Origin of the sequence: Pseudomonas sp. TH41, assembly GCF_016650695.1 — a bacterium.
Taxonomy (GTDB): domain Bacteria; phylum Pseudomonadota; class Gammaproteobacteria; order Pseudomonadales; family Pseudomonadaceae; genus Aquipseudomonas.
The window spans coordinates 1,166,635-1,191,987 of sequence record NZ_JAEKFH010000005.1 but is presented as its reverse complement, the minus strand read 5'-3'; the positions used below and the strand labels follow the sequence as shown (position 1 = coordinate 1,191,987).

Sequence of the window (25,353 nt, the reverse complement as noted above, 5' to 3'; positions counted from 1 at the left end):
AGTTGGATGACACCCGGGCGCCTGCAACTCGACAGTAATGCCGTGCCGCTCTTTGACGACAACAGTGTGGATATCGCGCAACACCCTGACCAGCTCCACGGCAATCGGTTTCAGCTTGAGCTTGCCGGTGCGGAATCTGGCAGGATAATCCCGTTTTTCAATAACGCCTTCAAATATTTAGAGTGCATTCGATCAGCAGGAGATCTCAAGGGAACGGCACTCCTGGCCGATAACCCGAACGGTCATGGTCTTCTACTTAAATTGCCTGGAAATCTTCGATGTTGTCGTATCACCAAAAGCGTTTTCTGATCGTCGATGATTTTTCGGATTTCCGCAGTTCCATCAGGTCCATGCTGCGGGAGCTGGGGGTCAAGGACGTTGACACTGCCGATACCGGCGAACAGGCGCTGCGCATGTGCTCGCAGAAGGCCTACGACTTTATCCTGCAGGATTTCCACCTGGGCGACGGCAAGAAGAACGGTCAGCAGGTGCTTGAAGACCTGATGATTGAGAAGCTGATCAGCCATGAGGCCGTGTTCGTCATGGTCACCGCCGAGACGAGCCAGGCCATGGTACTCAGTGCCCTGGAGCATGAACCCGATGCGTACCTGACAAAACCCTTCAACCGTTCCGGCCTGGCCCAGCGCCTTGAGCGGTTGGAGCAACGCAAGAATTTGCTCAAGCCAATCCTGCAAGCACTCGATCGTGGTAAGCCGCTTGAAGTGCTCAACGCCTGTATCGAACTGTGCAAGAAGGACATTCGTTATTCTCCGCTGTGCCTGCGGTACCGCGCGGACGCGTTGCGAGACTTGAGTCAGAACGAAGCACTGGAGCGTCTCTACGACAGCATTATTGCGGATCGCCCGTTGCCATGGGCGTTTGCCGGGTTGGGTCAGTTGCTGTTCAAGCGCGGCCAGGTCAGCCAGGCCAAAGACATCTACGAAAAAGCCCTGAAAGTGTTTCCGATGATGCCGGCACTGTACGACGGCATGGCCGAAGTGCTGATGGTCGAAGGCGACACCAAGGCGGCTCAGAAAGTCTTGGAAGAAGCGATTCGCCTGTCCCCCCTGGCCGTACGCAGGCAAGCGCTGTTGGGCAAACTGGCGATGACCAACGAAGATTTCGACACCGCCTCCAAAGCTTTTCGTCAGGCTGTGTCACAGGGGGCGCAGTCTCGTTTCAAGGATGCGGAAAGCAACCTGGGCCTGGCCCATGCCTTGATCAGCAAAGGCAGCGAGAAAGGACTGGATACCCGCACTCGACTGGAAATCAACACGACCCTCAGTTTGGTGGCCAAGGAGAATCCTGGCGATCCTGGCTTGCAGATTCGTGCGCGGCTGATGAAGGCCACCAGTCTGTTACTCAACGACGCTGAAACGGCGGAGAAACTCACCGAACAGGCAATGCTGCGCCTCGAGGGCATGGAGCAGTTCATGAGCGCGGAAGCAGCATTATTGGTGGCCAAACAGTTGCAAATGCTTGGCCAGGCGAGCGCAGGCGCATCGATGTTGAAAAACTGCGCGGAAATTTATGGTGACGATCCTGTGGTGATGCAGGGGATTGCCAAATTGACCGATGACCCGGCGATTCTCAATTCCAGCAACATGGCCGCCGATCTCAACCGACAGGGCGTACGGGTTTACAAGACCGGAAACCTGGTGGAGGCCCGGGCGGTATTTCGCAAAGCCCTGGCCTTGCAGCCGAAAAATATCAGTATCGCCCTGAACATGGCGCAGTCGCTGCTCCATGGTGCTGACACGAGTGTGCCTTCAGCCGAAATGGATGAATGTCGGGCCTGCCTGAAAATGGTTGGCATGATGCCGGACACCGACGCGCGTTATCCGCGCTATCAGAAACTGAAAATCAAGGCGTTCGGCGAATGAGCCAAGACTACCCGGTGTTGGATTTTTCGACGGTGATTGCTTCCACCGTACACGACATGAAGAACTCGCTCGCCCTGTTGATGCAGACTCACAGCGATTGGCTGGCGCGCTTGCCCGACCCCGAGCAGCACAGCCCGGAGCAGGGCGTCATCGAGTACGAGTTCGCTCATCTCAATGGCATGCTGGTGCAGTTATTGGGTCTGTACAAACTGGGCGTCAACCAGATGCCGTTACAGCCGGCCTACCATGAACTGGATGATTTCATCGAAGCGCAACTGGCCGCTCATCAAGAAGTGTTCGCCAGCCGTGGGATTATCGCGACCTATGAAGTCGACCCGTTGAGTCCACTGGGGTTCTTCGACCGTGAGCTGGTCGCCTCCGTGCTGGCCAACAGCATCAACAACGCCATTCGTTATGCTCGCCACGCGCTACTGATTACCGTCAGTGATGAGGCCGGGCAGCTGGTATTGACCATCAACGACGATGGCGACGGCTATTCACCTGAGATGATCGAGCGTCAGGCCGATTACATGCAGGGCATTAACCACAGCACGGGCAGCACCGGTCTGGGCTTGTACTTCGCCGGACGTATTGCAGCGCTGCATCAGCGCAATGGCGTGGGCGGCCGCACCGAAATCAGCAATGGCGGTTCGTTGGGCGGCGGCGTGTTCAGTCTTTACCTCCCCTGATGAACACAATTCCTGTAGGAGCTGCCGCAGGCTGCGATCTTTTGACGTTGCTTTATAAAGGCAAGATCAAAAGATCGCAGCCTGCGGCAGCTCCTACAGGGTGTGTTGAAACCGTGATTTCTTTGTGTGTGGCGCTTGATATTCCGAACACGCGGAGCCTATTTTGTACGGGTCGCCGTTCGCGGCTCGTACAACAACAAGGATGGCGTCATGAAAACCGACGGCCAGGGTTCACTCGCGCAGCGATTGACAGGCATTGATGAAATTGAATGCGTCACGCCGGATTTGAATGGCGTACCCAGAGGCAAGGTAATGACTGCCGAGGGGTTCCTCGAAGGGCGGCGTTTGCAGATGGCGCGGGGTGTGCTGCTGCAATGCATCATGGGCGGGTATCCGCCGGCGCGCTTTTACGGCAGTGATGATGGCGACCTGGCACTGGTCCCCGATCCTGCGCACATTCATCGCCTGCCCTGGAGCAAGCAACCACGGGCGTTCGCCATTTGCGATGCGGATGAGCTGACCGGTGAAAGCTCTCGCCTCTCGACCCGCGGCCAACTCAAGGCCGTGATCGCTCGTTACGCTGCGCTCGGCCTGGCACCCGTGGTGGCGACCGAGCTGGAATTTTTTATCTTTGCGCCCAATTCCGACCCGACTCAACCGTTTCTGCCGCCGGTAGGCCTGGATGGTCGTCGTGAAGAAGGTCATTCGGCGTTCAGCGTCAGTTCCAACAACGGCTTGCGGCCGTTCTTCAGTGAAGTCTACGAATGCATGGCCGCCCTGGGCCTGCCTCGCGATACCTTCATGCACGAGATGGGCATCAGCCAATTCGAGATCAACCTGTTGCACGGCGATCCGCTGCTGCTGGCCGACCAGACATTTCTGTTTAAACATCTGCTCAAAGAAGTCGCGCTCAAGCACGGTCTGACCGTGGTTTGCATGGCCAAACCGCTGGCACATACGCCGGGCAATTCCATGCATATTCACCAGAGCATCGTCGAGATCGGCACCGGACGTAACGTGTTCAGTGATCAGGATGGTCAGCCGACCGCGACCTTCCGTTATTTCATTGGGGGTCAGCAGGCGGGTATGGCGGACTTCACCGCTTTGTTCGCGCCGAACGTGAACTCCTATCAACGCTTGTGCCATCCGTTCGCTTCACCGAATAATGCCTGCTGGTCCCACGATAATCGTGCCGCCGGTCTGCGCATCCCGGTCAGTTCACCGGTCGCTCGTCGGGTCGAGAACCGTCTGCCGGGCGCTGATGCCAACCCGTATCTGGCCATTGCCGCGAGCCTGGCAGCCGGATTGTATGGCATCGAAAACGAGCTGGAGCCGAGCGAACCGATCCAGGGTGAATTCGACGTGCCGGACAATCTTTCATTGCCGTGTACCTTGCATGCGGCTCTTGAGCGTCTGAAACGTAGTCAATTGGCGAAGGAACTGTTCGGCAAGGAGTTCATCGAAGGTTACATCGCTTCGAAGACCATGGAGTTGACCAGCTTCCTTGATGAAATTACTCCCTGGGAACGTCGTGTTCTAGCCGCCCAGGCCTGACGATCTGTCGACTTCGGGCTATCTTTTCGGATAGCCCGTTTCTCACTGCAAGGAGCCGCTCGGAACGCCGATGCGCCAAATCTGGAAACCTTTTCGAGCGCTTTATTTTGCCTCGCTGATGATGTTGATCGGCTCTGGCTTGTTGAGTACTTACCTGGGCTTGCGCCTGGCGGCCGATCACGTCGACAGCCTATGGGTGGGCGCGTTGATGGCGGCCAACTATTTTGGCCTCGTCCTGGGCGGCAAGATCGGTCACCGTCTGATTGCCCGAGTCGGGCATATTCGGGCCTATTCAGCCTGCGCCGGGATTGTCGGTGCGGCGGTGCTCGGCCACGGACTGATCGACTGGCTGCCTGCCTGGATATTCCTGCGGGTCATCGTCGGCCTCGGCATGATGTGCCAGTACATGGTCATCGAAAGCTGGCTCAATGAGCAGGCGGAAGCCTCGCAACGCGGGGCGGTGTTCAGCGGCTACATGATCGCCTCGTACCTGGGGCTGGTGCTGGGTCAGCTGATTTTGGTCATGCACCCGGCGCTGGGCCTGGAGCTGTTGATGCTGGTCGCGTTGTGCTTCGCGCTGTGCCTGGTGCCGGTGGCCCTGACTCGCCGGATCCACCCTGCACCGCTGCATCCCGCACCCATGGAGCCTCGATTTTTCATCAAGCGCGTGCCGCAGTCGTTGAGCACGGTGTTGGGGGCAGGGCTGATCATTGGTTCTTTTTACGGTCTGGCGCCGCTTTATGCTTCTCAGCAAGGGTTATCCACGGAGCAGGTCGGTCTGTTCATGGGTAGCTGCGTTTTTGCCGGGCTGATGGTGCAGTGGCCATTGGGCTGGTTGTCCGACCGTTATGACCGTGCGTTGTTGATCCGCTGTTTTGCGATGGTCCTGGCCGTAGCTGCGTTGCCGCTGGCAATCATGCAACAGGTGACACTGGAGATATTGTTCATCGCCGGGTTCGTTTGTTCGCTGGTCATGTTCTGCCTGTATCCGCTGGCGGTGGCCTTCTCCAATGACCATGTCGAAGGCGATCGTCGCGTGTCCCTGACGGCGATGTTACTGGTGACCTACGGCGTCGGCGCCAGTATCGGGCCGTTGGTGGCCGGGGTGCTGATGAAGCTGTTTGGCAGCCATATGCTTTATGCCTTCTTCAGTTTCTTCGCGGTGGTGCTGGTGTGGCGGATCCGCCCGAAAGCGGTCACCAATCTGCATCAGGTCGACGATGCACCGCTGCATCACGTGGCCATGCCGGACAGTATGTCGAGTTCACCGCTGGTGGCTTGCCTTGACCCGCGTGTCGACGAGCAGGTGGTACAGGATCAGATGCAGAGCCCGATCAACCCGGAGCCAGAGCCAGAGCCGGAGCCAGAGCCCGAAACCGGCCCGCCTCCCGAAGCCCCTGACACAGGGCGCGAGCAAAGCTTTACCGAGGCCAGGCCATAAAGCCAAGGCATAAAAAAAACGGGCCGTCACCGTAAGGGACTGCCCGTTTTTTATTGATGTGTCGTGTTACATGTCGTCTTTGTCGAAGCGTCGCGCTTCACGCTGAAGCTGATAGACGAAACGCTCGACCTGACGCTGCACCAGCCCGCTCATGTTGTGAAAGCGTACGCCGGCAAACGTGGTGGAGATTTTTTCTTCGAAGTGCAGGTAGCGCAGTTCGACAGGCGCCGTCATTTTGCCGAAGGGCAGGGCAGCCATGAAGCGGTCATAGACCTGGCCCAGTTGCAGGCTGCCAGTGATGTCGCCTTCAAAGCGCAACTTGCAACCGGTAGCGGAAATGTCCAGCAACTTGCCGCTGATCGGCGACTTGAGTTTTTCACCCGCTAACTCGACATCCACCAGTTGTGCCAGCTTCAACGCAGCCCGGAACGCATTGCGGCGCTGGTGGTAGACCACCTCGTCGGGCAGTGGGCCACGATAGCAACGGGTACTGTCGGATTCGTCGATGGTCAATGGCCCGTTGCTTTCCCAGGCAATGCGCACACCGTCGTGAAACCCTTCGATCCGAAACGATTCGCCGGCCTGCAGGTAGCGCTCGCCGTCGCGGGGCACCATTTCATCCAGGGCAATCATGTTCCGGTCACGGTCGACGTCCACCAGATAGGTCTGGAAGCGCTGGTTGCGCTCGTGGAACGTGATAATCAGCGGGTCATGGCTTTCTTGCAGCTGCCGCAGGTTACCAGCGATCTCCATGGGCGTCGCGAGCACCTTGGGCGGCTGCGGAGAATCTTCCGCGGTTAAGGCATTGGACACGGTTCATCAATCTCCAGACAAAATATGACTGCGGCTGGTTATCATATTGCCAGCATGTGACGCGTCTTGGTAGGGCAGGCTCATTGACAAGCTCAAGCCTGACTGAGTGGGCGTGGCATTGCCAGCTTGGAGGTTGATCCACGGGCATCGTAGAGTGCTGGTGGTTCGCCGCCGGTGAGAATTTTCAGCTGATTGGCCGTGGCAGCCTGCTGCACCAGGATTGACTGGCCATTATTGACGTTGATGGCTTGGCATTGGGCCAACATCTGGGTCAGTACGTCACTCTGTTCCAGCAGCTGGTCACCGATGCTCGAATGGCTGGCGAGTTGCTCCAGTCCATTGCGGTTGGTGGGCAGATTAAGGCTCGCAAGAATTTCACTGCGCTTGCGGCCATGCTGTTCAAGCAAGATGATCAATGCCTGTTTCTGCGCAAGAATTTCTTCAAGCAGTTGCATCTCCCGACCATGCAACGCGAGGGACTCGGCCTGCAATAACTCCAGCAATTGTTGCGCTGGAGCAAAGTCGTCGGTGATCAGTTGCAGTAAATTAGTGTCGTGCATGGCGGGCCTTGGGTTTTAAGCGTCCAAAAGCCTGGCGCCGGCCTTGGCCTAGCGCTGGGCTTCGAAGTTAAGCAGTTTGCTGGCTACACGGTTGCTGTCGACTTTGTAGCTGCCATCTGCAATCGCTGCTTTCAACTCGGCCACGCGGGCGTTGTCGACGGCAGGCTGATCGCGCAGCTTGTCAGTGACCTTCTGCAACTGTTGAGCCTCATCGCTGAAATGTACAGATTCCCCGCTTTTGACGGTGCTGGCCTGTTCGGCCGGAGTATTCAGCGGCGCGGATTTGCCGGCTTCGGCGGTTTCCTTGCTGGCGCTGGTACGTGTAGCACCGGTAAGTGACGAGGAGCTGTTCAACCGGCTGAAATCGATGACCATGATAAAAAACCTCTGGGTATTTGGACGCTTGCCATGTTTTCGGCCATACCCGGAAAAACTTTAGGCCCACTTTATCAATGAGCTTGCGCGCGTCAGCGCTTGCCTTGCATGAGGCACAGTTTAGGGAACAGTCGGACATCGCGCCATAACTTCACGAGCAGAGCGCCCTACATGGCCACTTCCACTTGGCCGGGCGCGGTGACTTGCGCCTTGATGACTCGCTGGGAGTTGAGGTTTTTTACCCGGATCTGTTCGCGCAAGCCGCCGTTGGACAACGCTTCCCCCGGCATGCGTACACTGAGCGTTCCACTGCGGGCAGTAATCACCACCTGATCACCCTTGGTAATCACTTCCGCCTGTTCCAGGTGCACCAAGGTAATGACCTGATCGGCGACCATTGGTCGGGTCAGTTTTTGCCCGATCGCGTCGTCGACCGACGTCAGGTAGCCCTGGTTGATCAGGCTGATGTCGCGCTCGCGCAGGGTCACATCTTGAGGTTCGATGATGCCGGCGCGGCGCAGGGGGCGGGTGGTGGTCACGATGTTGCGAAACAGGCGTACTTGAGCGGGCACGAAGACGGTCCAGGGGGACGCACCCTCGCAGCGAACCTTGACCGTCACCCGCCCCAGCGGCTTGGCCGGACTCTCGAGTGAGGCTGTCAATTCCTTGTCGCACATGGGCATGCGCAGACGCGGGTCGAGTTGGTTGACCTCGATTTCATAACGACCTTCGGTTTGACTGGTCGCCAGATAGTCCTCTACGGTGAATTCAAGAAAGCCCTGAGTGACGCCGATAAGCATGTCAGGCAAGGTAACTGCGTCAGCAAGGGCAGGGCTGCCAGCGTTGAACAGGCAAACGGCCGACATCGCGCAAAGCAATGTGCGCAAGGTTGATGTCAGGCGTCGGGAAAATGTCGGTTCTGTGTTCATAAGAGTTAAAAAGCAAGCGCCGTGCCGTTTAGTGATGAAGGTGCGTCGCAACACACTTAAGCGTTGGTGTAGGAGTCTGTGCATGGCTGGTGTAATGGATGCGGTAAACCAGCGCACGCAATTGGTGGGGCAGAATCGCCTTGAGCTGTTGTTGTTCCGTCTCGACGGCCAGCAGCTTTATGGGATCAACGTGTTCAAGGTTCGTGAGGTGCTGCAATGCCCCAAGCTGACCCTGATGCCCAAGTCCAGTCCTGTCGTGTGCGGTGTGGCGAATATTCGGGGGGCGACCATTCCGATCCTTGATCTGGCGATGGCGACCGGGTCCGGCGCATTGAAAGACCAAAGCAATCCCTTCGTGATCATCACGGAGTACAACACCAAGACCCAGGGTTTCCTGGTGCGGTCGGTGGAACGTATCGTCAACATGAACTGGGAGGAGATTCATCCACCACCCAAGGGCACGGGACGCGATCATTACCTCACTGCTGTGACTCGGGTCGACAATCAGTTAGTCGAAATCATCGACGTCGAGAAAGTGCTGGCGGAAGTGGCGCCGACACCGGAAGCAATTTCGATCGGCGTGGTGGATGTCGAAACCCAGCACAAGGCGCTGTCCTTGAAAGTACTGACGGTCGATGACTCGTCGGTGGCGCGCAAGCAAGTCACCCGTTGCCTGCAGACGGTCGGTGTCGAAGTGGTGGCATTGAACGACGGCAAGCAAGCGCTGGATTACCTGCGCAAACTGGTCGACGAGGGCAAGAAGCCGGAAGAAGAGTTTCTGATGATGATTTCCGACATCGAGATGCCGGAGATGGACGGGTATACCCTGACGGCCGAGATCCGCAACGACCCTCGCATGCAAAAGCTTCATATCATCCTGCATACTTCGTTGTCGGGCGTATTCAATCAGGCGATGGTCAAGAAAGTCGGTGCCGATGACTTCCTTGCCAAATTCCGTCCTGATGACCTGGCATCCCGGGTTGTCGACCGGATCAAAGCAGCAGACATCAGCTAGGGGCCTTCTGCCCCTGGTGATCAATACGATTTAAGAGGCGGCATCATTGTCTACGGGTAATTTGGATTTCGAACAGTTCCGGGTATTCCTGGAAAAAGCCTGTGGCATTTTGCTCGGTGAAAACAAGCAGTACCTGGTCTCGAGCCGTCTCAACAAACTGATGGAACAGCAGGGCATCAAGTCCCTGGGTGAGCTGGTCCAGCGCATTCAGACCCAACCGCGCAGCGGTTTGCGCGAGATGGTAGTGGATGCCATGACCACCAACGAAACCCTGTGGTTTCGTGACACCTATCCGTTTGAAGTCTTGAAGAACAAGGTGTTGCCCGAAGCGATCAAAGCCGCTCCCGGTCAGCGTCTGCGCATTTGGTCGGCGGCGTGTTCGTCGGGTCAGGAACCGTATTCACTGTCGATGTCCATCGACGAGTTCGAGCGGGTCAACATGGGGCAATTGAAGATGGGGGTGCAGATCGTTGCCACTGACCTGTCCGGCACCATGCTGACTAACTGCAAGACGGGTGAGTACGACAGCCTGGCGATCGGCCGTGGTCTGTCGCCCGAGCGTCTTCAGCGTTATTTCGACCCGAAAGGGCCGGGGCGGTGGGCAATCAAGGCACCGATCAAAAGCCGGGTGGAGTTTCGTTCCTTCAACCTGCTGGACAGCTACGCGAGCCTCGGCAAGTTCGACATCGTGTTCTGCCGCAACGTGTTGATCTACTTCTCTGCCGAAGTGAAGAAGGACATCCTGTTGCGCATCCACAGCACGTTGAAGCCCGGCGGTTATCTGTTCCTCGGCGCTTCCGAAGCGCTGAACGGTTTGCCGGATCATTACCAGATGGTCCAGTGCAGCCCGGGGATTATTTACCAGGCGAAGTGATGCAAAAGCGGCAGGCATAAAAAAACGGGAGCCCTCAAGGGCTCCCTTTTTTATGCCTGCCGCTTTTGCATCACGTAGGAGCTGCCGAAGGCTGCGATCTTTTGATCTTGTTTTTAAGATCAAGATCAAAAGATCGCAGCCTGCGGCAGCTCCTTGTATCTCGACTATCGCTCCGTCAGGAGCGATAGTTCTCGACTGATCATCGAGGGAGGGATCTGGAAGCCGTGCAGCTCCTTAGGCTTTTTGCCTGTGACGTAGATTGTGCTCCAGCCCTCCACACTCACTCATACAGTTCGAACGGTATCTTGGGCCCGTCTCTGGCGAGAGCCCGCATTCACAAGGTTGGACGGAGTGCAGTGATGATCGCAAGGGATCTAATGGAGAGACGGTCATGTCCAGTTTCGTTGGTGTCGATGTCGCTAAAAACACTTTTGATATTGCTACCCATCTGCCAAACGGCAAGCACAAAACCAAGGCCAAGCTGGCGAACGATGCCAAGGGTTTCAAAGAATTTGAAGCCTGGTTGCACAGGCAGGTCGAGCCCTCAGCGCTGATCGTGATGGAAGCTACCAGCGTCTATCACCTGGAGCTCGCCGAGTTCGTCTACAACAAGGGTTACCGGGTCTGCGTGGTCAATCCGGCCACGACCCATGCGTACGCCGGCAGCGAATTACGCCGGATCAAAACCGATAAAAGCGACGCCAAGCTGATCGCCGATTTCGCCCGGGAAAAAGCTGAAAAGCTTCAACTGTGGGCGCCGGAGCCGTTGAAGTACCGCCAGCTCAAAGCTATGGTGCGCCGCCTGGATGACCTTCAGGAAATGGAGCAAATGGAACGCAATCGTCTGGAGGTGTCCGATGAAAAGGTCAAAGACTCGATCAACTCCGTGCTGCGCCACATCGAAAAAGAGATCGCTGAAACGCACAAAGCAATCAAAAACCACATCGATGACGACCCTGATATGCGCGAGATGCGCGACTTGATCGTGACCATCGATGGTATCGGACAGAAAACCATTGAGCGGCTGCTCGCCGAGCTGGGTGACCTGCGCAAATATGACGATCCTCGCAAGCTGGTCGCTGCTGCTGGGTTGAACCCGAAATTGCAGGACTCGGGACTGCTCAAAGGCCGGACCGTGATCTCCAAGATCGGCTCAGCGCGAGTACGGGCAGGCCTTTACATGCCTGGCCTGGTGGCGCTGAAGCATAACGAGGCGATCATCGCCATGAAGGATCGCCTGAAGGCCAACGGCAAGGCCCCCAAGCAGATCATCTGTGCGGCGATGCGCAAGCTGCTGCACTTCGTTTACGGCGTGCTCAAGTCGGGTCAACCCTTTGACCCGAAACTTGCGCTTGCTCGGTGAGGTTCAAGACGGTATCTACAGGGAGGCGATCTTTTGATTTTGTTTTTTAAGATCAAGATCAAGATCAAAAGATCGAGGGAGGTCCGTCGAACAAGCGGCAGAAAAGCGGCAGCCAGAGGAAACCGTTTGCCGCTTTTCTGGCATTGCCGTGTTTGCCTCCGCCCGCAAAGCCCCGGATTACGGGCTTTTTTGAATTGGCACGACGCTTGCTAAGTTCATCGTACGAAAAATCAGGTCACCCGAAGGTTTCCCGACATGAGCATCAGCTTCGATAAAGCGCTCGGTATTCACGAACAAGCCCTGGGCTTTCGCGCTCAGCGTGCCGAAGTCCTGGCCAACAACATTGCCAACGCCGACACCCCGAACTACAAGGCTCGGGATCTGGACTTTTCGAAAGTGCTCGCAGAGCAGAACGAGAAAACCAAGAACGGCACTTTCGCCTTGAACATGACCAACAGCCGTCATATCGAAGCCGAAGGTCTGGGCAATGGCGACGAGTCGCTGCTGTATCGCACGCCGATGCAACCGTCGATTGACCAGAACACCGTGGATGCCCAGCTGGAACAGTCGAACTACGCGGAAAACGCGGTCAACTTCCAGGCCAGCTTCACCCTGCTCAACAGCAAATTCAAAGGGCTGGTGTCAGCCCTGCGCGGAGAGTAAGCCATGTCTCTATCCAGTGTTTTCAACATTGCCGGTAGCGGCATGAGTGCCCAGACCACTCGGCTGAACACCGTCGCCAGTAACATCGCCAACGCCGAAACCGTTTCGTCGAGCATCGACCAGACCTACCGTGCGCGTCACCCGGTGTTCGCCACCATGTTCCAGGGCGGTCAGAGCGGCGGCAGCGATTCGTTGTTCCAGAGCCAGGACGCGGCCGGTCAAGGCGTGCAAGTGCTCGGTGTGGTCGAAGACCAGAGCAACCTTGAGGCGCGTTATGAGCCGAACCATCCGGCTGCCGATGCCAAGGGCTACGTCTACTACCCGAACGTCAATGTCGTCGAAGAAATGGCTGACATGATTTCTGCGAGTCGCTCGTTCCAGACCAACGCCGAAATGATGAACACCGCCAAAACCATGATGCAGAAGGTCCTGACCCTCGGTCAGTGATAAGGGGCGACTTTCATGAGTGTTACTGATACCACCAGCAGTTTGAGCCTCAACGACATCCTGGCCAACTCCTCGGTCAAGACCAACACCACGACTGATGGCCTGACGGGGGCAGTCAGCAGCGCCACGGGCAGCCAGTCTCTGGGCAAGGATGCGTTCCTGCAGTTGCTGGTAACCCAGTTGAAAAACCAGAACCCGCTGGAACCGCAGGACAATGGTGCGTTCGTCGCCCAATTGGCGCAGTTCAGTAGTCTGGAGGGCATCACCACTCTCAACACCACCGTGTCGGGTATTGCCAGCAACTACAACTCGTCCCAGGCATTGCAGGCCTCGTCGCTGGTCGGGCGTTCGGTGATCGCACCGGGCAGCAAGTCCGTGGTCGACACCTCGAAGAGCATGACCGGCACGGTAGTGATGCCGTCCTCGGTGTCCGACGCCACGTTGAAGATCACTGATGCGGACGGCAAGGCTGTACGAACCATCGACATGGGCGCTCAGAGTGCAGGCAACGCCAGCTTCATCTGGGATGGAAAGAACGATGCAGGCGAGACAGTCGCAGCGGGCACATACACCTTCGCAGCGTCGACCACCATCGACAGTCAGGCTGTATCGCTGATCACCAATCTGCCGGCGACCGTCAACAGTGTGACCATCAGCCAGACGGGCGGTGAGTTGATGCTGAACCTGGCCGGGCTGGGCAGCGTCGCTCTGTCCAAAGTCACAACCATTGGTATATAGAGCCGACAACACGGCATAAAGGAGTGGAATATGTCTTTCAATATCGGCCTTAGCGGTCTCTATGCAGCCAACAAACAACTTGATGTGACCGGCAACAACATCGCCAACGTCGCGACCACCGGTTTCAAGTCATCCCGTGCAGAATTCGAAGACGTGTACTCGGCGAGCAAACTGGGCACAGGTAGCAAGACCGTCGGTAACGGCGTGAGCCTGGCCAACGTTTCCCAGCAGTTTACCCAGGGTGACATCAGCAACACCGGCAACGTGCTGGACATGGGTATCAACGGTTCGGGCTTCTTCGTCCTGAACAACAGTGGTTCGCTGTCCTACACCCGTGCCGGTACGTTCAAGGTCGACAAGGACGGTTACGTCACCAACACCGATGGCACCTCGCGGCTGCAGGGCTACGGTGTGGATGCCAGTGGCAAGATTCAGAATGGTGTGTTGACCGACTTGCGCATTGACACCTCCAACCTGTCGCCGAAATCCACCACCGCCGTGTCGTCGACGATCAACCTGGACTCTACGGCTGACGTGATCGACCAGGCAGTTGCCACCAACAAGTTCGATCCCACCAAGTCGGCGACCTTCACCAAGCAGTTCAGTACCCCGATTTTCGACACTCAGGGTAACCAGCACACCATGGACCAGTACATGGTCAAGACAGGTGCCAACACCTGGCAAACCTACACCCTGATCGATGGTCGCAACCCGGACGGCAGCGACCCTGCCGTTGCCGCTACTGCTCCGGTTCCTTCGACCATGACGTTCGATACGTCGGGCAAGCTGGTTTCGGTCAGTACGCCGCCGGGGCCGGTTATCAGCAGCGATCTGAAGATCATGAACTGGACGCCAGGCACTGTGACCGCCGGCGTCTGGACAGCCAACGGCGCAGCCGCCAGCCCTGCGGGCGTGACCATCGCCATGGCCAACACCACTCAATTCAACGCCGATACCGCACGTTCGATTCCTTCGCAAAACGGTTACGCCACTGGTCAGATCACCAACCTGACCATCGATGGCAGCGGTGTGTTGCTGGCTAACTTCAGCAACAACCAGACCAAGCCTATCGGCCAGATCTCCCTCGCCAGCTTCACCAACGAGCAAGGTCTACAGCCAGTCGGCGGCACCAGCTGGAAAGAAACCTACGTGTCAGGTATCCCGGGCTACGATGCGCCGGAAACCGGTACCTTGGGCTCGATCGCTTCCAACTCCCTGGAAGAGTCCAACGTCAACCTGACCAACGAACTGGTCGACCTGATCAAGGCGCAGAGCAACTATCAGGCGAACGCCAAGACCATCTCCACCCAAAGCACCATCATGCAAACCATCATTCAGATGACCTGATGCCGGTTGGCGGATAGCGCTTCACAAAGAGCCCCTCGAAAGAGGGGCTTTTTTGTGGATGGTCTTTGTAGGAGCGAGCTTGCTCGCGAAAGACCTGAGAGCGATACGTTTATCCATCATGAACGCGTTATCGTTAACGTCCTTCGTCGGAACGCCGCCCGGAGCAAGCTCGCTCCTACAACAGGCAAAAGAAAACCCCCGACAAGCCAGAGGCCTGTCGGGGGTTTCGAGTAAGCGCCTTTCAGCGCTTACCGGCTCAAGCTTATTGGCACGCTTCGCAATCCGGCTCGTCGATGGCGCAAGCCTTCGGTACTGGAGCAGGACCGGCAGGTGCCGCGAGGACCGAGTCGTCACCGTGGTTGCCGCCGCTGGAAACCGCGTTCAGCTTGCCAGTGTTGATGGTCGACTTCTCGGTGCTGGTCGCGGCCAGGGCACGGAGGTAGTAAGTGGTTTTCAGACCACGGTACCAGGCCATGCGGTAGGTCACGTCCAGCTTCTTGCCCGAAGCGCCAGCGATGTACAGGTTCAGCGACTGAGCCTGGTCGATCCACTTCTGACGACGGCTTGCCGCGTCGACGATCCACTTGGTGTCCACTTCGAAAGCAGTCGCATAGAGCTCTTTGAGTTCTTGCGGGATGCGCTCGATCTGCTGCACGGAACCGTCGTAGTACTTCAGGTCGTTGATCATGACCGAGTCCCACAGACCGCGAGCCTTCAGGTCACGAACCAGGTACGGGTTGATCACGGTGAATTCGCCCGACAGGTTCGATTTCACATAGAGGTTCTGGTAGGTCGGTTCGATCGACTGCGATACGCCAGTGATGTTGGCGATGGTCGCGGTCGGTGCGATGGCCATGATGTTGGAGTTACGAATGCCTTTCTGTACACGAGCGCGAACCGGTGCCCAGTCCAGGGATTCGTTCAGGTCAACGTCGATGTACTGCTGGCCACGTTGCTCGATCAGGATTTGTTGCGAATCCAGCGGCAGGATGCCTTTGGACCACAGGGAACCCTGGAACGTCTCGTAAGCGCCGCGCTCATCGGCCAGGTCGCAGGACGCCTGGATCGCGTAGTAGCTGACTGCTTCCATCGACTTGTCGGCGAACTCGACGGCAGCGTCGGAACCGTAAGGGATGTGCTGCAGGTACAGCGCGTCCTGGAAGCCCATGATGCCCAGGCCGACCGGACGGTGCTTGAAGTTGGAGTTCTTCGCTTGTGGCACCGAGTAGTAGTTGATGTCGATCACGTTATCGAGCATGCGAACGGCGGTGTTCACGGTGCGTTCCAGCTTGGCGGTGTCCAGCTTGCCGTTGACGATGTGGTTCGGCAGGTTGATCGAGCCCAGGTTGCAAACGGCGATCTCGTCCTTGTTGGTGTTCAAGGTGATCTCGGTGCACAGGTTCGAGCTGTGAACCACGCCGACGTGCTGCTGCGGGCTGCGCAGGTTGCACGGGTCCTTGAAGGTCAGCCATGGGTGGCCGGTTTCAAACAGCATGGACAGCATTTTGCGCCACAGGTCCTTGGCCTGGATGGTCTTGAACAGCTTGATCTTGCCCGGGTACTCGGACAGGGCTTCGTAGTACTCGTAACGCTCTTCGAAGGCCTTGCCGGTCAGGTCGTGCAGGTCTGGCACTTCGGACGGCGAGAACAGGGTCCACTTGCCATCATCGAAGACGCGCTTCATGAACAGGTCAGGGATCCAGTTGGCGGTGTTCATGTCGTGGGTACGACGACGATCATCACCGGTGTTCTTGCGCAGCTCGATGAACTCTTCGATGTCCATGTGCCAGGTTTCCAGGTAGGCACAGACAGCGCCTTTGCGCTTGCCACCCTGGTTAACCGCGACGGCGGTATCGTTCACCACTTTCAGGAACGGAACAACGCCCTGGGATTTGCCGTTGGTGCCCTTGATGTACGAACCCAATGCACGAACCGGGGTCCAGTCGTTGCCCAGGCCGCCTGCAAACTTCGACAACATGGCGTTGTCGTGGATCGCGTGGTAGATGCCCGACAGGTCATCCGGAACGGTGGTCAGGTAGCAGCTCGACAGCTGTGGACGCAGGGTGCCGGCGTTGAACAGGGTTGGCGTCGAGGACATGTAGTCGAAGGACGACAACAGGTTGTAGAACTCGATCGCGCGGTCTTCTTTGTTCTTCTCTTCAATCGCCAGGCCCATGGCCACGCGCATGAAGAAAATCTGTGGCAGCTCGAAACGCACGCCATCCTTGTGGATGAAGTAACGGTCGTACAGGGTTTGCAGGCCCAGGTAGGTGAACTGCTGATCGCGCTCGTGGTTGATTGCCTTGCCGAGTTTTTCCAGGTCGAAGGTGGCCAGGACCGGGTTCAGCAATTCGAATTCGATACCCTTGGCGATGTACGAAGGCAGGGCCTTGGCGTACAGGTCGACCATTTCATGGTGAGTGGCGCTTTCAGCGACTTCCAGGAAGCTCAGGCCTTCGGCGCGCAGGGTGTCCATCAGCAGGCGAGCGGTCACGAACGAGTAGTTCGGCTCACGCTCGACCAGCGTACGGGCGGTCATCACCAAAGCGGTGTTGACGTCGGTCAGGGCCACGCCGTCGTACAGGTTTTTCAGGGTTTCGCGCTGGATCAGGTCGCCGTCGACTTCTGCCAGGCCTTCGCACGCTTCGGTGACGATGGTGTTCAGGCGGCCCATGTCCAGAGGTGCAAAGGTGCCATCAGCGCGGGTGATGCGGATCGACGGGTGAGCGTTGACGGCTTCTACGGCCGGGGCGTGGGCAGCGCGTTCTTTCGAACGACCGTCACGGTAGATCACGTAGTCGCGGGCCACTTTCTGCTCGCCGGCACGCATCAGGGCCAGTTCGACCTGGTCCTGGATTTCTTCGATGTGGATAGTGCCGCCCGATGGCATGCGACGCTTGAAGGTTGCGGTGACTTGTTCGGTCAGGCGGGCAACGGTGTCATGGATTCGCGACGAAGCGGCAGCGGTGCCGCCCTCAACTGCGAGAAACGCTTTGGTGATGGCGACGGTAATCTTGTCATCGGTGTAAGGAACGACAGTGCCGTTACGCTTGATCACACGCAGCTGGCCTGGCGCGGTGGCGGACAGATCCGAAGTCGAATCAGCGGCCTGCGGCAAGGTGCCCTGCGGGTTCTCGCGAGTTGTGTCGGTTTGCATGGGGGGTTGTCTCCACATTCTCTATGTTTGTTTGGGCACCTTCACGGTGCCCACCGTTCTGTCCTGAAGCACTACAACCGACGGGCGTCGGGCATAACAACTTCGGGACAGTAGGAAAAAGGCTAATGATGCCGCTTCCTTGCCGAAGTCTTTGGCTGCGAGCCTGGGCTCGAAACCGGATTCCATTCCGGGTGGCAGTAATGTCTGCAACACCCGTACCGTTCTGGCCGTTCAGGCCTGAAAAAACGGTGCCATCCGCAGGTGCGGTTTGGGCTTGTAAAATCACGCTTGGTTCAACCATAAACAGGCAATAAAGCGCTTGAGTTTCTGGTCTGAAATGTGGTTGGGCTTTTTAGCAAAAACCCTACATGTAGGGTTTTTTTTGCGCCGACCTACAAGATAATGCGTTTTGGAGGGTGTTGCAACGTACTGCCTGTGGATAAACCTGTGCGTAAATTGTGTGTGAAAGGTGGAACGGGCGTGTAGGCCGCGACGTAGCTGGAGCGGACCGTTTTTCACTGATTTTCAATGATTGAAAACGGTCAGTCGGATTTTTAAGGGCGCGAACCCTATCACAAAAAAACAGCGAGTCCGAACGCATTTACCGGCTTGTGTTCTCGGCGAGCGGCGTTTATACAATCGGCCAGTGCATACGCATTCTTATCCTCCCCCATCATTACAAAAAGACGGGTGGATCCTTCCTTATAAGTGTTGTTGGCAGTAGAGGTCACCCGTGGAACAAGAAGCCTGGCAGATATTGATTGTGGAGGACGACCAGCGTCTGGCCGAACTGACCCGCGATTACCTTGAAGCCAATGGCCTGCGCGTGTCGATCGAGGGCAATGGCGCCCTGGCCGCGGCTCGCATCATCAATGAGAAGCCGGACCTGGTCATCCTCGACCTGATGCTCCCCGGCGAAGATGGCCTGAGCATCTGCCGCAAGGTCCGCGACCGTTACGACGGACCGATCCTGATGCTCACGGCCCGCACCGATGACACTGACCAGATCCTCGGCCTCGATCTGGGCGCCGACGACTACGTCTGCAAGCCCGTTCGCCCGCGCCTGCTGCTGGCGCGCATCCAGGCCCTGCTGCGCCGCAGTGAAGCGCCGGAAGTGGCCCCGGAAAAACAACGACGTTTGCAGTTCGGCCCGCTGGTGGTGGACAACGCATTACGCGAAGCATGGCTGCATGATGTCGGTATCGAATTGACCAGCGCAGAGTTCGACCTGCTCTGGCTGCTGGTGGCGAATGCCGGGCGCATTCTGTCCCGGGAAGAAATCTTCACCGCGCTGCGCGGCATTGGCTATGACGGTCAGGACCGCTCCATCGACGTGCGCATCTCGCGAATTCGGCCGAAGATCGGCGATGATCCGGAGCATCCGCGACTGATCAAGACCGTCCGCAGCAAAGGTTATCTGTTTGTTCCCGAGGCCTGCGCAGACCTGTCCCTGTGAACTCGATCTTTCTGCGCATCTATGGCGGCATGTGCGCGGCGCTGATTCTGGTGGCGGTGCTCGGTGTGCTGGCCTTGCACATGCTTAACCAGGTGCGCAGCGAGCAATACCGCGAACGCCTGGCCCACGGCACGTTCTCGCTGATGGCGGGCAACCTGCAACCGATGAACGATACCGAGCGCCATCGTGCGTTGGTGGTGTGGGAGCGCTTACTGGGGATTCCTCTGGCGCTGAAGACGTTTGCCCAGACCGACCTCGACCTCACCCAGCGCACCCGAGTGCTGCGGGGGCAGGCGCTGGTGGAGCAGACCGGTCCGCATGCGGCGATGGTTTACCGGTTGGTCAGCGACAAGGAACAGTTGGTGCTCACCGGCGAAGTCCAACAGATCAGCGAACAACTGGCCCGGGCAACTATTTACCTGCTGGCCGATGAACTGGTGCGTGTCCCGGTGGCTGAGCAGCCCAAGCGCCTGGCACAAATAAAGGAAGAGAAGGGCTTTGGCTTTGATCTGCGACTGGTCACGGTTGACGAGGCCGACATGGACGAAGACCAGAGCCGTCGGGTGTCCGAAGGCGACACGGTGATGGCGCTGGGCAAGGGGGGCGATTCGATCCGGGTGTTCGCCGGGATGGTCGGTACGCCCTGGGTGCTGGAAATCGGCCCGCTGTATCAGATGAACCCGTATCCACCGGAGTGGCTGGTGCTGATCGCGGCCCTTGGTTTGAGCCTGATCGGTTTGATCGTTTACCTGTTGGTGCGCCAACTGGAACGCCGCTTACGCGGCCTCGAAGCCGCGGCCACGCGCATCGCCAAGGGCAGCCTGGAAACCCGCGTGCCGGCACGCGGCGCGGATTCAGTGGGGCGGTTGGCCTCGGCGTTCAATGGCATGGCCGAGCACTTGCAGCAATTGCTGGCGATCCAGCGGGAACTGGTGCGTGCCGTGTCCCACGAATTGCGCACGCCAGTGGCGCGGCTGCGTTTTGGCCTGGAGATGATCGGCTCGGCGACCACGCCGCAAGCATTGGAAAAATACCGCGAAGGCATGGACCACGACATCGAGGATCTCGATCGGCTGGTGGACGAGATGCTGACGTATGCGCGGTTGGAGCAGGGCTCGCCGGCCCTGAATTTCCAGCGGGTCGATCTGGATGCACTGGTCAATCAAGTCATTGAGGAGCTGGCGCCACTTCGGGCCGAGATCACGGTTCAGCGCGGTTTGTGCCTGTCGGCTGCCGATTGCGACGACGCGTGGGTCGAGGCGGAGCCGCGTTATTTACACCGGGCGATACAGAATCTGGTGAGCAATGCCATGCGTCACGCGTCGTCTCGGGTGACCGTCAGTTATCAGGTGGGGCAGCAGCGCTGTCGCGTAGATATTGAGGATGACGGGCCGGGCGTGCCGGAAAATGCCTGGGAGAGAATCTTCACCCCCTTCCTGCGTCTCGATGACAGCCGGACCCGCGCCTCGGGCGGGCATGGGTTGGGGTTGTCCATCGTGCGACGGATTATTCATTGGCACGACGGACGGGCATTGATCAGTAAAAGCAAAAATTTGGGGGGGGCGTGTTTCAGCCTGAGTTGGCCGAGGAGTCAGGAAAAACGTTGAGATGGGCGGTGAATGATCCACCGCCATCGCGAGCAGGCTCGCTCCCACATTGGATCTATGTCGCACCAAAAATCCCTGTGGGAGCGAGCTTGCTCGCGATGAGGCCCGAACAAACACTACAAGCCTTCAGGCCTTGATACTGACCAAACTCAACAACTGCCCATCCACAACCCCAAATTGCGCATCCAGCTCGGTGCCGTTGCTCCACTCGCGGGACAGGTCGGTCAGCAACCGCAGTCGTACCTGACCGCTCTCGGTCCATTCCAGTACCTCGGCGTGTTCGAAATAGAAGCGTTGCTGCACGATCGGGTAAAGTGCCTTGAACAAACTTTCCTTCACCGAAAACGTCAGCGTCACCCACATCGCCAGCTGATCGCGACGGCCGGCGGCCATGCGCTGCAATTCCGCTGGCGTGAGGATTTCCCCGGCCAGGCGTTCGGCCCGCTCAGGATTGAGCAGGTTTTCCAGGTCCATTCCCAGTCCGCGCCAATCGGACTTCCTTGCGACAATCGCAGCGGCCCGGCCAGTGCTGTGGGTGATCGAACCGGTGATGTGCGGCGGCCACACGGGTGCTCGGTCTTCACCAATGGCCGGGCTGAGGCTCAGTCCTTCGAGCTGTTGCAACGCGGCCCGCGCGCAGATCCGTCCGGCGAGAAACTCCGCCTGACGCTTGGCGACCGAGCGCTGGATGCTGGCAGGCGCCTCGATGGCGCTGCGTTGAAAATCATCGATGGCCAGTTGCGAGGTATCGAAGTGGGTACTCAGCAGCACGGTATCGGGCAGCGCAAACGGCAGCGGCCAATGGGCATCAAGTGGGGTGCAGCAGGCGGGTAGGGCGGGGGCGGGATTCATGTCGGGCATTTTGCCGGGTTGCCTTGGGGCTGGGTAGTGGCAAGGTTCAGATCGGCGTTGAGCCATTCGCGAGCAGGCTCGCTCCCACATTGGATTTATGGGGCTCCACAAATTCCTGTGGGAGCGAGCCTGCTCGCGAATGGCCGCAACGCGGTCTGTCTGATTAACCAAAAATCCTCTTGAAGAACGCCTGCATATCGGCCCACGAGTGTTGATCTGCCGCTTTGTTGTAACCAATATCCGGCCCACCATGATCGCCATGACTCAGGCGATCCGCATCAGGATTGCTGAAGCCGTGCTTGGCGCCATCCAGGCTCACGAATTTGTAATCAGCCCCGGCCTTGTCCATCTCGGCCTTGAATGCCGCGACGTTATCCGCCGTCACCATGCTGTCCAGCGCACCGTGCTCGACGAGGATTTTCGCTTTCACGCTGCCAGGCGTCGCTGGCGTATTGGTCGCCAGTGCACCGTGGAAACTCACCACACCGGCCAGCGGCACGCCCTGACGGGCTGCATTCAGTACCACGCCGCCGCCGAAGCAGTAACCGATGGCGGCGAGTTTGTCCGGATTGGTTTGCGGCTGTTTCTTCAGCAAGTCGAGCCCGGCCTGGAACCGCGCGCTGGCCACAGCACTGTCCTTCAGCACGGCTTGCATAAAGGCCATGGCGTCCTTGGGATGCTCAGTGTTCTTGCCGTCGCCATACATGTCGATGGCCAGTGCGCTGTAGCCCAACCCGGCCAGGTCACGGGCGCGGCGCTTGGCGTAATCGTTCAGGCCCCAGAACTCATGCACCACCACGACACCCGGGCGCGGACCTTTAATGTCATCGTCGTAGGCGTAGTAGCCGATCATTTTGGTGCCGTCGGCACTTTGATAGGGAATCTCCTGCGTCTTGATCGCGGCTTGGCTGAGCCCGCTCAAGGCCAGTAATACGAGGGCGAGAAACACGCGCATGGTTGAGTCTCCTGTAAGGACGTCGTCAGAACAGCCTAGTCGATCTGATTCAGCTTAGGTTCAGTGTGCGTTCAGGGTGAGTTCAGTGCCGGGTGCGTAACCTTGCCCGTATCCCAAAGCACCTGGCGCATGAGGAGCCCCCTAATGACTGGCTTTAAGAACCTGCTTCTGGCTTTTACCGTCCTGAGCGCGAGTACCGCGGCGTTCGCTTCCGACGACAATTTCGCCAGGCTTGCTCTTGGAAAGACCAGCGACAAGGTCAAAAAGTCCCTCGCCCTGAACAGCTCGACCGTCAGTGGCGTGGTGGGCGCTGACAGCGCGTGGGGTGTGCGTCTGGGCCAACAAAACAATCAGGGCGGTTACTTCGCCACTTACGACAACGTGTCGGTCTCGCACAATGGCATTAAACTCCGTGAGGAAGACCTCATGGGGCGCTACGATCTGTCCTGACCGGTGGATGGCGGCGAACATTGGCCTGCTGGCCATCCAGGTACACCATAGCCTTTGGAGATGTTGATTTGCCCGGGAGAGCGTTATGAAACTGCTGGTCGTCGAAGATGAAGCGCTGTTGCGCCATCACCTGCAAACCCGCCTGACGGATAGCGGCCATGTGGTCGAATCCGTGGCCAATGCCGAAGAGGCGCTGTACCAGACCGAGCAGTTCAACCATGACCTGGCGGTGATCGACCTCGGCCTGCCGGGCATGGGCGGGCTCGACCTGATTCGTCAGTTGCGCGCCCAGGGCAAGACGTTTCCGATCCTGATCCTTACCGCACGCGGCAACTGGCAGGACAAGGTCGAAGGCCTGGCCGCCGGTGCTGACGATTATGTGGTCAAGCCGTTCCAGTTCGAAGAGCTGGATGCCCGGCTCAATGCCTTGCTGCGCCGCTCCAGCGGTTTCACGCAATCGACAATCGTTGCCGGGCCGCTGCTGCTTGACCTCAATCGCAAGCAGGCGTCCCTCGATGAACAACCGCTGGCGCTGACCGCGTACGAGTACCGGATCCTCGAGTACCTGATGCGGCATCATCAGCAAGTGGTGGCCAAGGACCGCTTAATGGAACAGCTCTACCCGGACGACGACGAGCGTGATCCGAACGTGATCGAAGTGCTCGTCGGTCGTCTGCGCCGCAAACTCGAAGGCCCGTCCGGGTTCAAACCGATCGATACCGTGCGCGGCCTCGGCTACCTGTTCAACGAGCGCTGCACTTGATTCGTTCTCTTCGCGTTCGTTTGATGCTCGCTGCCACCCTCCTGGCGGTGTTGTTCATGCTGGCGTTGTTGCCGGCGATGCAGGGCGCGTTCAGCCTGGCGTTGCAGGATTCGATCGAGCAGCGCCTGGCGTCGGACGTCACCACGCTGATCTCCGCCGCCCGGGTGGAGAACAATCACTTGCAGATGCCGACGCAATTGCCCGATGAACGCTTCAACCTGACCGACAGCCGTTTGCTCGGCTACATCTACGACCGCGAAGGTCACCTGGTCTGGCGCTCGAAGGGCACCCAGGAAGAGGACATCAATTACAAACCGCGTTACGACGGACGCGGTAACGAGTTTGCGAGGATTCGCGAGGCCAACGGCGAGGAATTCTTTGTCTATGACGTCGAGGTCAAACTGCTGGGCGGCAAAAGTGCGGCGTTCAGCATCGTCGCGCTGCAACCGGTGCGTGAGTACGAAGTCACCCTCGAAGGTTTGCGGGAAAATCTCTACCTGGGGTTTGGCGCCGCCTTGCTGGTGCTGCTGGCGTTGTTGTGGATCGGCCTGACCTGGGGCTTGCAGGCGTTGCGCCGGCTGAGTCAGGAACTCGACGAGATTGAAAGCGGCACCCGCGAAAGCCTCACTGAACAACACCCGCGCGAACTGCTGCGCCTGACCGGTTCCCTCAACCGCTTGCTGCACAGCGAGCGCGAGCAGCGCAGCCGTTACCGTGATTCGTTGGATGACCTGGCTCACAGTTTGAAAACACCGTTGACGGTGTTGCAAGGCGTCAGCGAGGACATGGCGCAGCGCCCTGAAAATCGCGATCAAGCCTGGGTGCTGCAAACCCAGATCGAACGCATGAGCCAACAGATCAGCTATCAGTTGCAACGCGCCAGCCTGCGCAAAAGTGGCCTGGTGCGCCATCAGGTACGCTTGCGGCCGGTGCTGAAAAGCCTCTGCGACACGCTGGACAAGGTGTATCGCGACAAACGCGTGCGGGTCGCTTTCGATCTGCCGGATCCGTGTTACGTGCCGATCGAGCAGGGCGCCTTGCTGGAAATGATGGGCAACCTGCTGGAAAACGCCTATCGCCTGTGCCTGGGCGAAGTGCGCATCAGCGTGCGTGAGACGCTCAGCGCCGTCGAGTTGTGCATCGAGGATGATGGACCCGGTGTGCCGCCGGACCAGCGTGCGCGGATTCTTCAGCGCGGCGAAAGGCTGGATCGTCAGCATCCGGGGCAGGGGATTGGCTTGGCGGTGGTCAAGGACATCATCGAGAGCTACAGCGCGAAATTGACCTTGGGGGATTCGCCTATGGGCGGTGCGGCGTTCCGGATTCATTTTCCGGTGGTTTGAGGGTGGTCTTGAGGGCGACAGACACACCTGGGTGGTCTTTACTCTTTGGCGCGAACCCTCTCAATTGCCAAGGAGAACG

23 protein-coding genes and 1 pseudogene are annotated in these 25,353 nt (G+C 58.2%); 17 read left to right on the top strand and 7 right to left on the bottom strand.

Features of this window, described 5'->3' with window-relative positions:
* The 5 genes from JFU37_RS23845 to JFU37_RS23825 all read left to right on the top strand — a co-directional run.
* A partial coding sequence (locus tag JFU37_RS23845) for a hypothetical protein (RefSeq protein WP_201119469.1) occupies positions 1-309 on the top strand: 309 nt, incomplete at its 5' end.
* Positions 279-1,883 carry a tetratricopeptide repeat-containing response regulator gene (locus tag JFU37_RS23840; protein ID WP_201119468.1) on the top strand — a complete coding sequence of 535 codons (1,605 nt, stop codon included), beginning with the start codon at positions 279-281 and terminating at the stop codon, positions 1,881-1,883. The genes JFU37_RS23845 and JFU37_RS23840, both read left to right, overlap by 31 nt.
* Positions 1,880-2,572, top strand: a complete 693-nt coding sequence (locus JFU37_RS23835) for a sensor histidine kinase (RefSeq protein WP_201119467.1) — start codon at positions 1,880-1,882, stop codon at positions 2,570-2,572. Before JFU37_RS23840 ends, JFU37_RS23835 begins: the two co-directional genes overlap by 4 nt.
* 312 nt (positions 2,573-2,884) lie before the next feature.
* Positions 2,885-4,126, top strand: a complete 1,242-nt coding sequence (locus JFU37_RS23830) for a glutamine synthetase family protein (protein ID WP_201119515.1) — start codon at positions 2,885-2,887, stop codon at positions 4,124-4,126.
* A 70-nt stretch (positions 4,127-4,196) separates the two neighbouring features.
* Positions 4,197-5,567 (top strand): MFS transporter, encoded by a 1,371-nt coding sequence (locus JFU37_RS23825; protein WP_201119466.1) that lies wholly within the window; start codon positions 4,197-4,199, stop codon positions 5,565-5,567.
* Between the two features lie 66 nt (positions 5,568-5,633).
* Here the strand turns inward: JFU37_RS23825 and JFU37_RS23820 are convergent, their stop codons facing one another.
* The 4 genes from JFU37_RS23820 to flgA form a co-directional block, all read right to left on the bottom strand.
* Positions 5,634-6,380 (bottom strand): flagellar brake protein, encoded by a 747-nt coding sequence (locus tag JFU37_RS23820; RefSeq protein ID WP_201119465.1) that lies wholly within the window; start codon positions 6,378-6,380, stop codon positions 5,634-5,636.
* Between the two features lie 92 nt (positions 6,381-6,472).
* On the bottom strand, positions 6,473-6,940 hold the full coding sequence (locus tag JFU37_RS23815) for a flagella synthesis protein FlgN (RefSeq protein ID WP_201119464.1): 468 nt from the start codon (positions 6,938-6,940) through the stop codon (positions 6,473-6,475).
* 48 nt (positions 6,941-6,988) lie between these two features.
* On the bottom strand, positions 6,989-7,315 hold the full coding sequence (gene flgM, locus JFU37_RS23810; protein ID WP_201119463.1) for a flagellar biosynthesis anti-sigma factor FlgM: 327 nt from the start codon (positions 7,313-7,315) through the stop codon (positions 6,989-6,991).
* A 167-nt stretch (positions 7,316-7,482) separates the two neighbouring features.
* The gene (gene flgA / locus JFU37_RS23805) at positions 7,483-8,244 is read right to left on the bottom strand and encodes a flagellar basal body P-ring formation chaperone FlgA (protein WP_201119462.1); all 762 of its coding nucleotides are present in this window, start codon (positions 8,242-8,244) and stop codon (positions 7,483-7,485) included.
* Between the two features lie 82 nt (positions 8,245-8,326).
* Here flgA and JFU37_RS23800 point away from each other — a divergent pair, with 82 nt between their 5' ends.
* From JFU37_RS23800 to flgE, 7 genes are all read left to right on the top strand, one after another.
* Complete coding sequence (locus JFU37_RS23800) at positions 8,327-9,259, top strand: chemotaxis protein CheV (protein WP_201119461.1); 933 nt, start codon at positions 8,327-8,329, stop codon at positions 9,257-9,259.
* Between the two features lie 46 nt (positions 9,260-9,305).
* Positions 9,306-10,133 (top strand): protein-glutamate O-methyltransferase CheR, encoded by an 828-nt coding sequence (cheR, locus tag JFU37_RS23795; RefSeq protein WP_150633335.1) that lies wholly within the window; start codon positions 9,306-9,308, stop codon positions 10,131-10,133.
* Positions 10,134-10,524: 391 nt separating this feature from the next.
* Positions 10,525-11,496 (top strand): IS110 family transposase, encoded by a 972-nt coding sequence (locus JFU37_RS23790; RefSeq protein ID WP_201113410.1) that lies wholly within the window; start codon positions 10,525-10,527, stop codon positions 11,494-11,496.
* Positions 11,497-11,751: 255 nt separating this feature from the next.
* Positions 11,752-12,159 (top strand): flagellar basal body rod protein FlgB, encoded by a 408-nt coding sequence (flgB, locus tag JFU37_RS23785; protein ID WP_157714477.1) that lies wholly within the window; start codon positions 11,752-11,754, stop codon positions 12,157-12,159.
* A 3-nt stretch (positions 12,160-12,162) separates the two neighbouring features.
* On the top strand, positions 12,163-12,606 hold the full coding sequence (flgC, locus tag JFU37_RS23780) for a flagellar basal body rod protein FlgC (protein WP_007980123.1): 444 nt from the start codon (positions 12,163-12,165) through the stop codon (positions 12,604-12,606).
* A gap of 15 nt (positions 12,607-12,621) precedes the next feature.
* Positions 12,622-13,344 carry a flagellar hook assembly protein FlgD gene (gene flgD, locus JFU37_RS23775; RefSeq protein WP_201119460.1) on the top strand — a complete coding sequence of 241 codons (723 nt, stop codon included), beginning with the start codon at positions 12,622-12,624 and terminating at the stop codon, positions 13,342-13,344.
* Positions 13,345-13,374: 30 nt separating this feature from the next.
* A complete protein-coding gene (gene flgE / locus JFU37_RS23770) occupies positions 13,375-14,691 on the top strand; it encodes a flagellar hook protein FlgE (RefSeq protein WP_201119459.1) in 1,317 nt (438 codons plus the stop codon).
* Positions 14,692-14,953: 262 nt separating this feature from the next.
* Here the strand turns inward: flgE and JFU37_RS23765 are convergent, their stop codons facing one another.
* On the bottom strand, positions 14,954-17,848 hold the full coding sequence (locus JFU37_RS23765; protein ID WP_201119458.1) for a ribonucleoside-diphosphate reductase subunit alpha: 2,895 nt from the start codon (positions 17,846-17,848) through the stop codon (positions 14,954-14,956).
* Between the two features lie 733 nt (positions 17,849-18,581).
* Here JFU37_RS23765 and JFU37_RS23760 point away from each other — a divergent pair.
* Positions 18,582-19,304, top strand: a complete 723-nt coding sequence (locus tag JFU37_RS23760) for a response regulator (protein ID WP_201119457.1) — start codon at positions 18,582-18,584, stop codon at positions 19,302-19,304.
* Positions 19,301-20,911 carry an ATP-binding protein gene (locus JFU37_RS23755; RefSeq protein WP_201119456.1) on the top strand — a complete coding sequence of 537 codons (1,611 nt, stop codon included), beginning with the start codon at positions 19,301-19,303 and terminating at the stop codon, positions 20,909-20,911. Before JFU37_RS23760 ends, JFU37_RS23755 begins: the two co-directional genes overlap by 4 nt.
* 126 nt (positions 20,912-21,037) lie before the next feature.
* Here the strand turns inward: JFU37_RS23755 and JFU37_RS23750 are convergent, their stop codons facing one another.
* Together JFU37_RS23750 and JFU37_RS23745 are read right to left on the bottom strand one after the other, a co-directional pair.
* Positions 21,038-21,763, bottom strand: coding sequence for a 4'-phosphopantetheinyl transferase family protein (locus JFU37_RS23750; RefSeq protein WP_201119455.1), 726 nt, complete (start codon positions 21,761-21,763; stop codon positions 21,038-21,040).
* 163 nt (positions 21,764-21,926) lie between these two features.
* On the bottom strand, positions 21,927-22,718 hold the full coding sequence (locus JFU37_RS23745; RefSeq protein WP_201119454.1) for a dienelactone hydrolase family protein: 792 nt from the start codon (positions 22,716-22,718) through the stop codon (positions 21,927-21,929).
* A gap of 144 nt (positions 22,719-22,862) precedes the next feature.
* On the opposite strand from JFU37_RS23745, the pseudogene JFU37_RS23740 reads away from it, so the two are divergent.
* The 3 genes and pseudogenes from JFU37_RS23740 to JFU37_RS23730 form a co-directional block, all read left to right on the top strand.
* Positions 22,863-23,162: pseudogene (locus JFU37_RS23740) on the top strand (hypothetical protein); the annotation flags it as partial.
* A 91-nt stretch (positions 23,163-23,253) separates the two neighbouring features.
* Entirely contained in the window at positions 23,254-23,931 is a 678-nt protein-coding gene (locus JFU37_RS23735) for a response regulator (protein WP_201119452.1), read from the top strand.
* Positions 23,928-25,274 carry an ATP-binding protein gene (locus JFU37_RS23730; RefSeq protein WP_201119451.1) on the top strand — a complete coding sequence of 449 codons (1,347 nt, stop codon included), beginning with the start codon at positions 23,928-23,930 and terminating at the stop codon, positions 25,272-25,274. Before JFU37_RS23735 ends, JFU37_RS23730 begins: the two co-directional genes overlap by 4 nt.
* Positions 25,275-25,353 lie beyond the last annotated feature (79 nt).

Bases quoted from the DNA above. Each gene is read 5' to 3' on its own strand.
- flgA (WP_201119462.1), bottom strand. From the start codon at position 8,244: ATGAACACAGAACCGACATTTTCCCGACGCCTGACATCAACCTTGCGC.
- flgE (WP_201119459.1), top strand. From the start codon at position 13,375: ATGTCTTTCAATATCGGCCTTAGCGGTCTCTATGCAGCCAACAAACAA.
- JFU37_RS23745 (WP_201119454.1), bottom strand. From the start codon at position 22,718: ATGCGCGTGTTTCTCGCCCTCGTATTACTGGCCTTGAGCGGGCTCAGC.
- JFU37_RS23840 (WP_201119468.1), top strand. From the start codon at position 279: ATGTTGTCGTATCACCAAAAGCGTTTTCTGATCGTCGATGATTTTTCG.
- JFU37_RS23830 (WP_201119515.1), top strand. From the start codon at position 2,885: ATGACTGCCGAGGGGTTCCTCGAAGGGCGGCGTTTGCAGATGGCGCGG.
- JFU37_RS23815 (WP_201119464.1), bottom strand. From the start codon at position 6,940: ATGCACGACACTAATTTACTGCAACTGATCACCGACGACTTTGCTCCA.
- flgB (WP_157714477.1), top strand. From the start codon at position 11,752: ATGAGCATCAGCTTCGATAAAGCGCTCGGTATTCACGAACAAGCCCTG.
- JFU37_RS23765 (WP_201119458.1), bottom strand. From the start codon at position 17,848: ATGCAAACCGACACAACTCGCGAGAACCCGCAGGGCACCTTGCCGCAG.
- flgD (WP_201119460.1), top strand. From the start codon at position 12,622: ATGAGTGTTACTGATACCACCAGCAGTTTGAGCCTCAACGACATCCTG.
- JFU37_RS23735 (WP_201119452.1), top strand. From the start codon at position 23,254: ATGAAACTGCTGGTCGTCGAAGATGAAGCGCTGTTGCGCCATCACCTG.
- JFU37_RS23825 (WP_201119466.1), top strand. From the start codon at position 4,197: ATGCGCCAAATCTGGAAACCTTTTCGAGCGCTTTATTTTGCCTCGCTG.
- JFU37_RS23790 (WP_201113410.1), top strand. From the start codon at position 10,525: ATGTCCAGTTTCGTTGGTGTCGATGTCGCTAAAAACACTTTTGATATT.
- JFU37_RS23800 (WP_201119461.1), top strand. From the start codon at position 8,327: ATGGCTGGTGTAATGGATGCGGTAAACCAGCGCACGCAATTGGTGGGG.
- flgC (WP_007980123.1), top strand. From the start codon at position 12,163: ATGTCTCTATCCAGTGTTTTCAACATTGCCGGTAGCGGCATGAGTGCC.
- JFU37_RS23835 (WP_201119467.1), top strand. From the start codon at position 1,880: ATGAGCCAAGACTACCCGGTGTTGGATTTTTCGACGGTGATTGCTTCC.
- flgM (WP_201119463.1), bottom strand. From the start codon at position 7,315: ATGGTCATCGATTTCAGCCGGTTGAACAGCTCCTCGTCACTTACCGGT.
- JFU37_RS23750 (WP_201119455.1), bottom strand. From the start codon at position 21,763: ATGAATCCCGCCCCCGCCCTACCCGCCTGCTGCACCCCACTTGATGCC.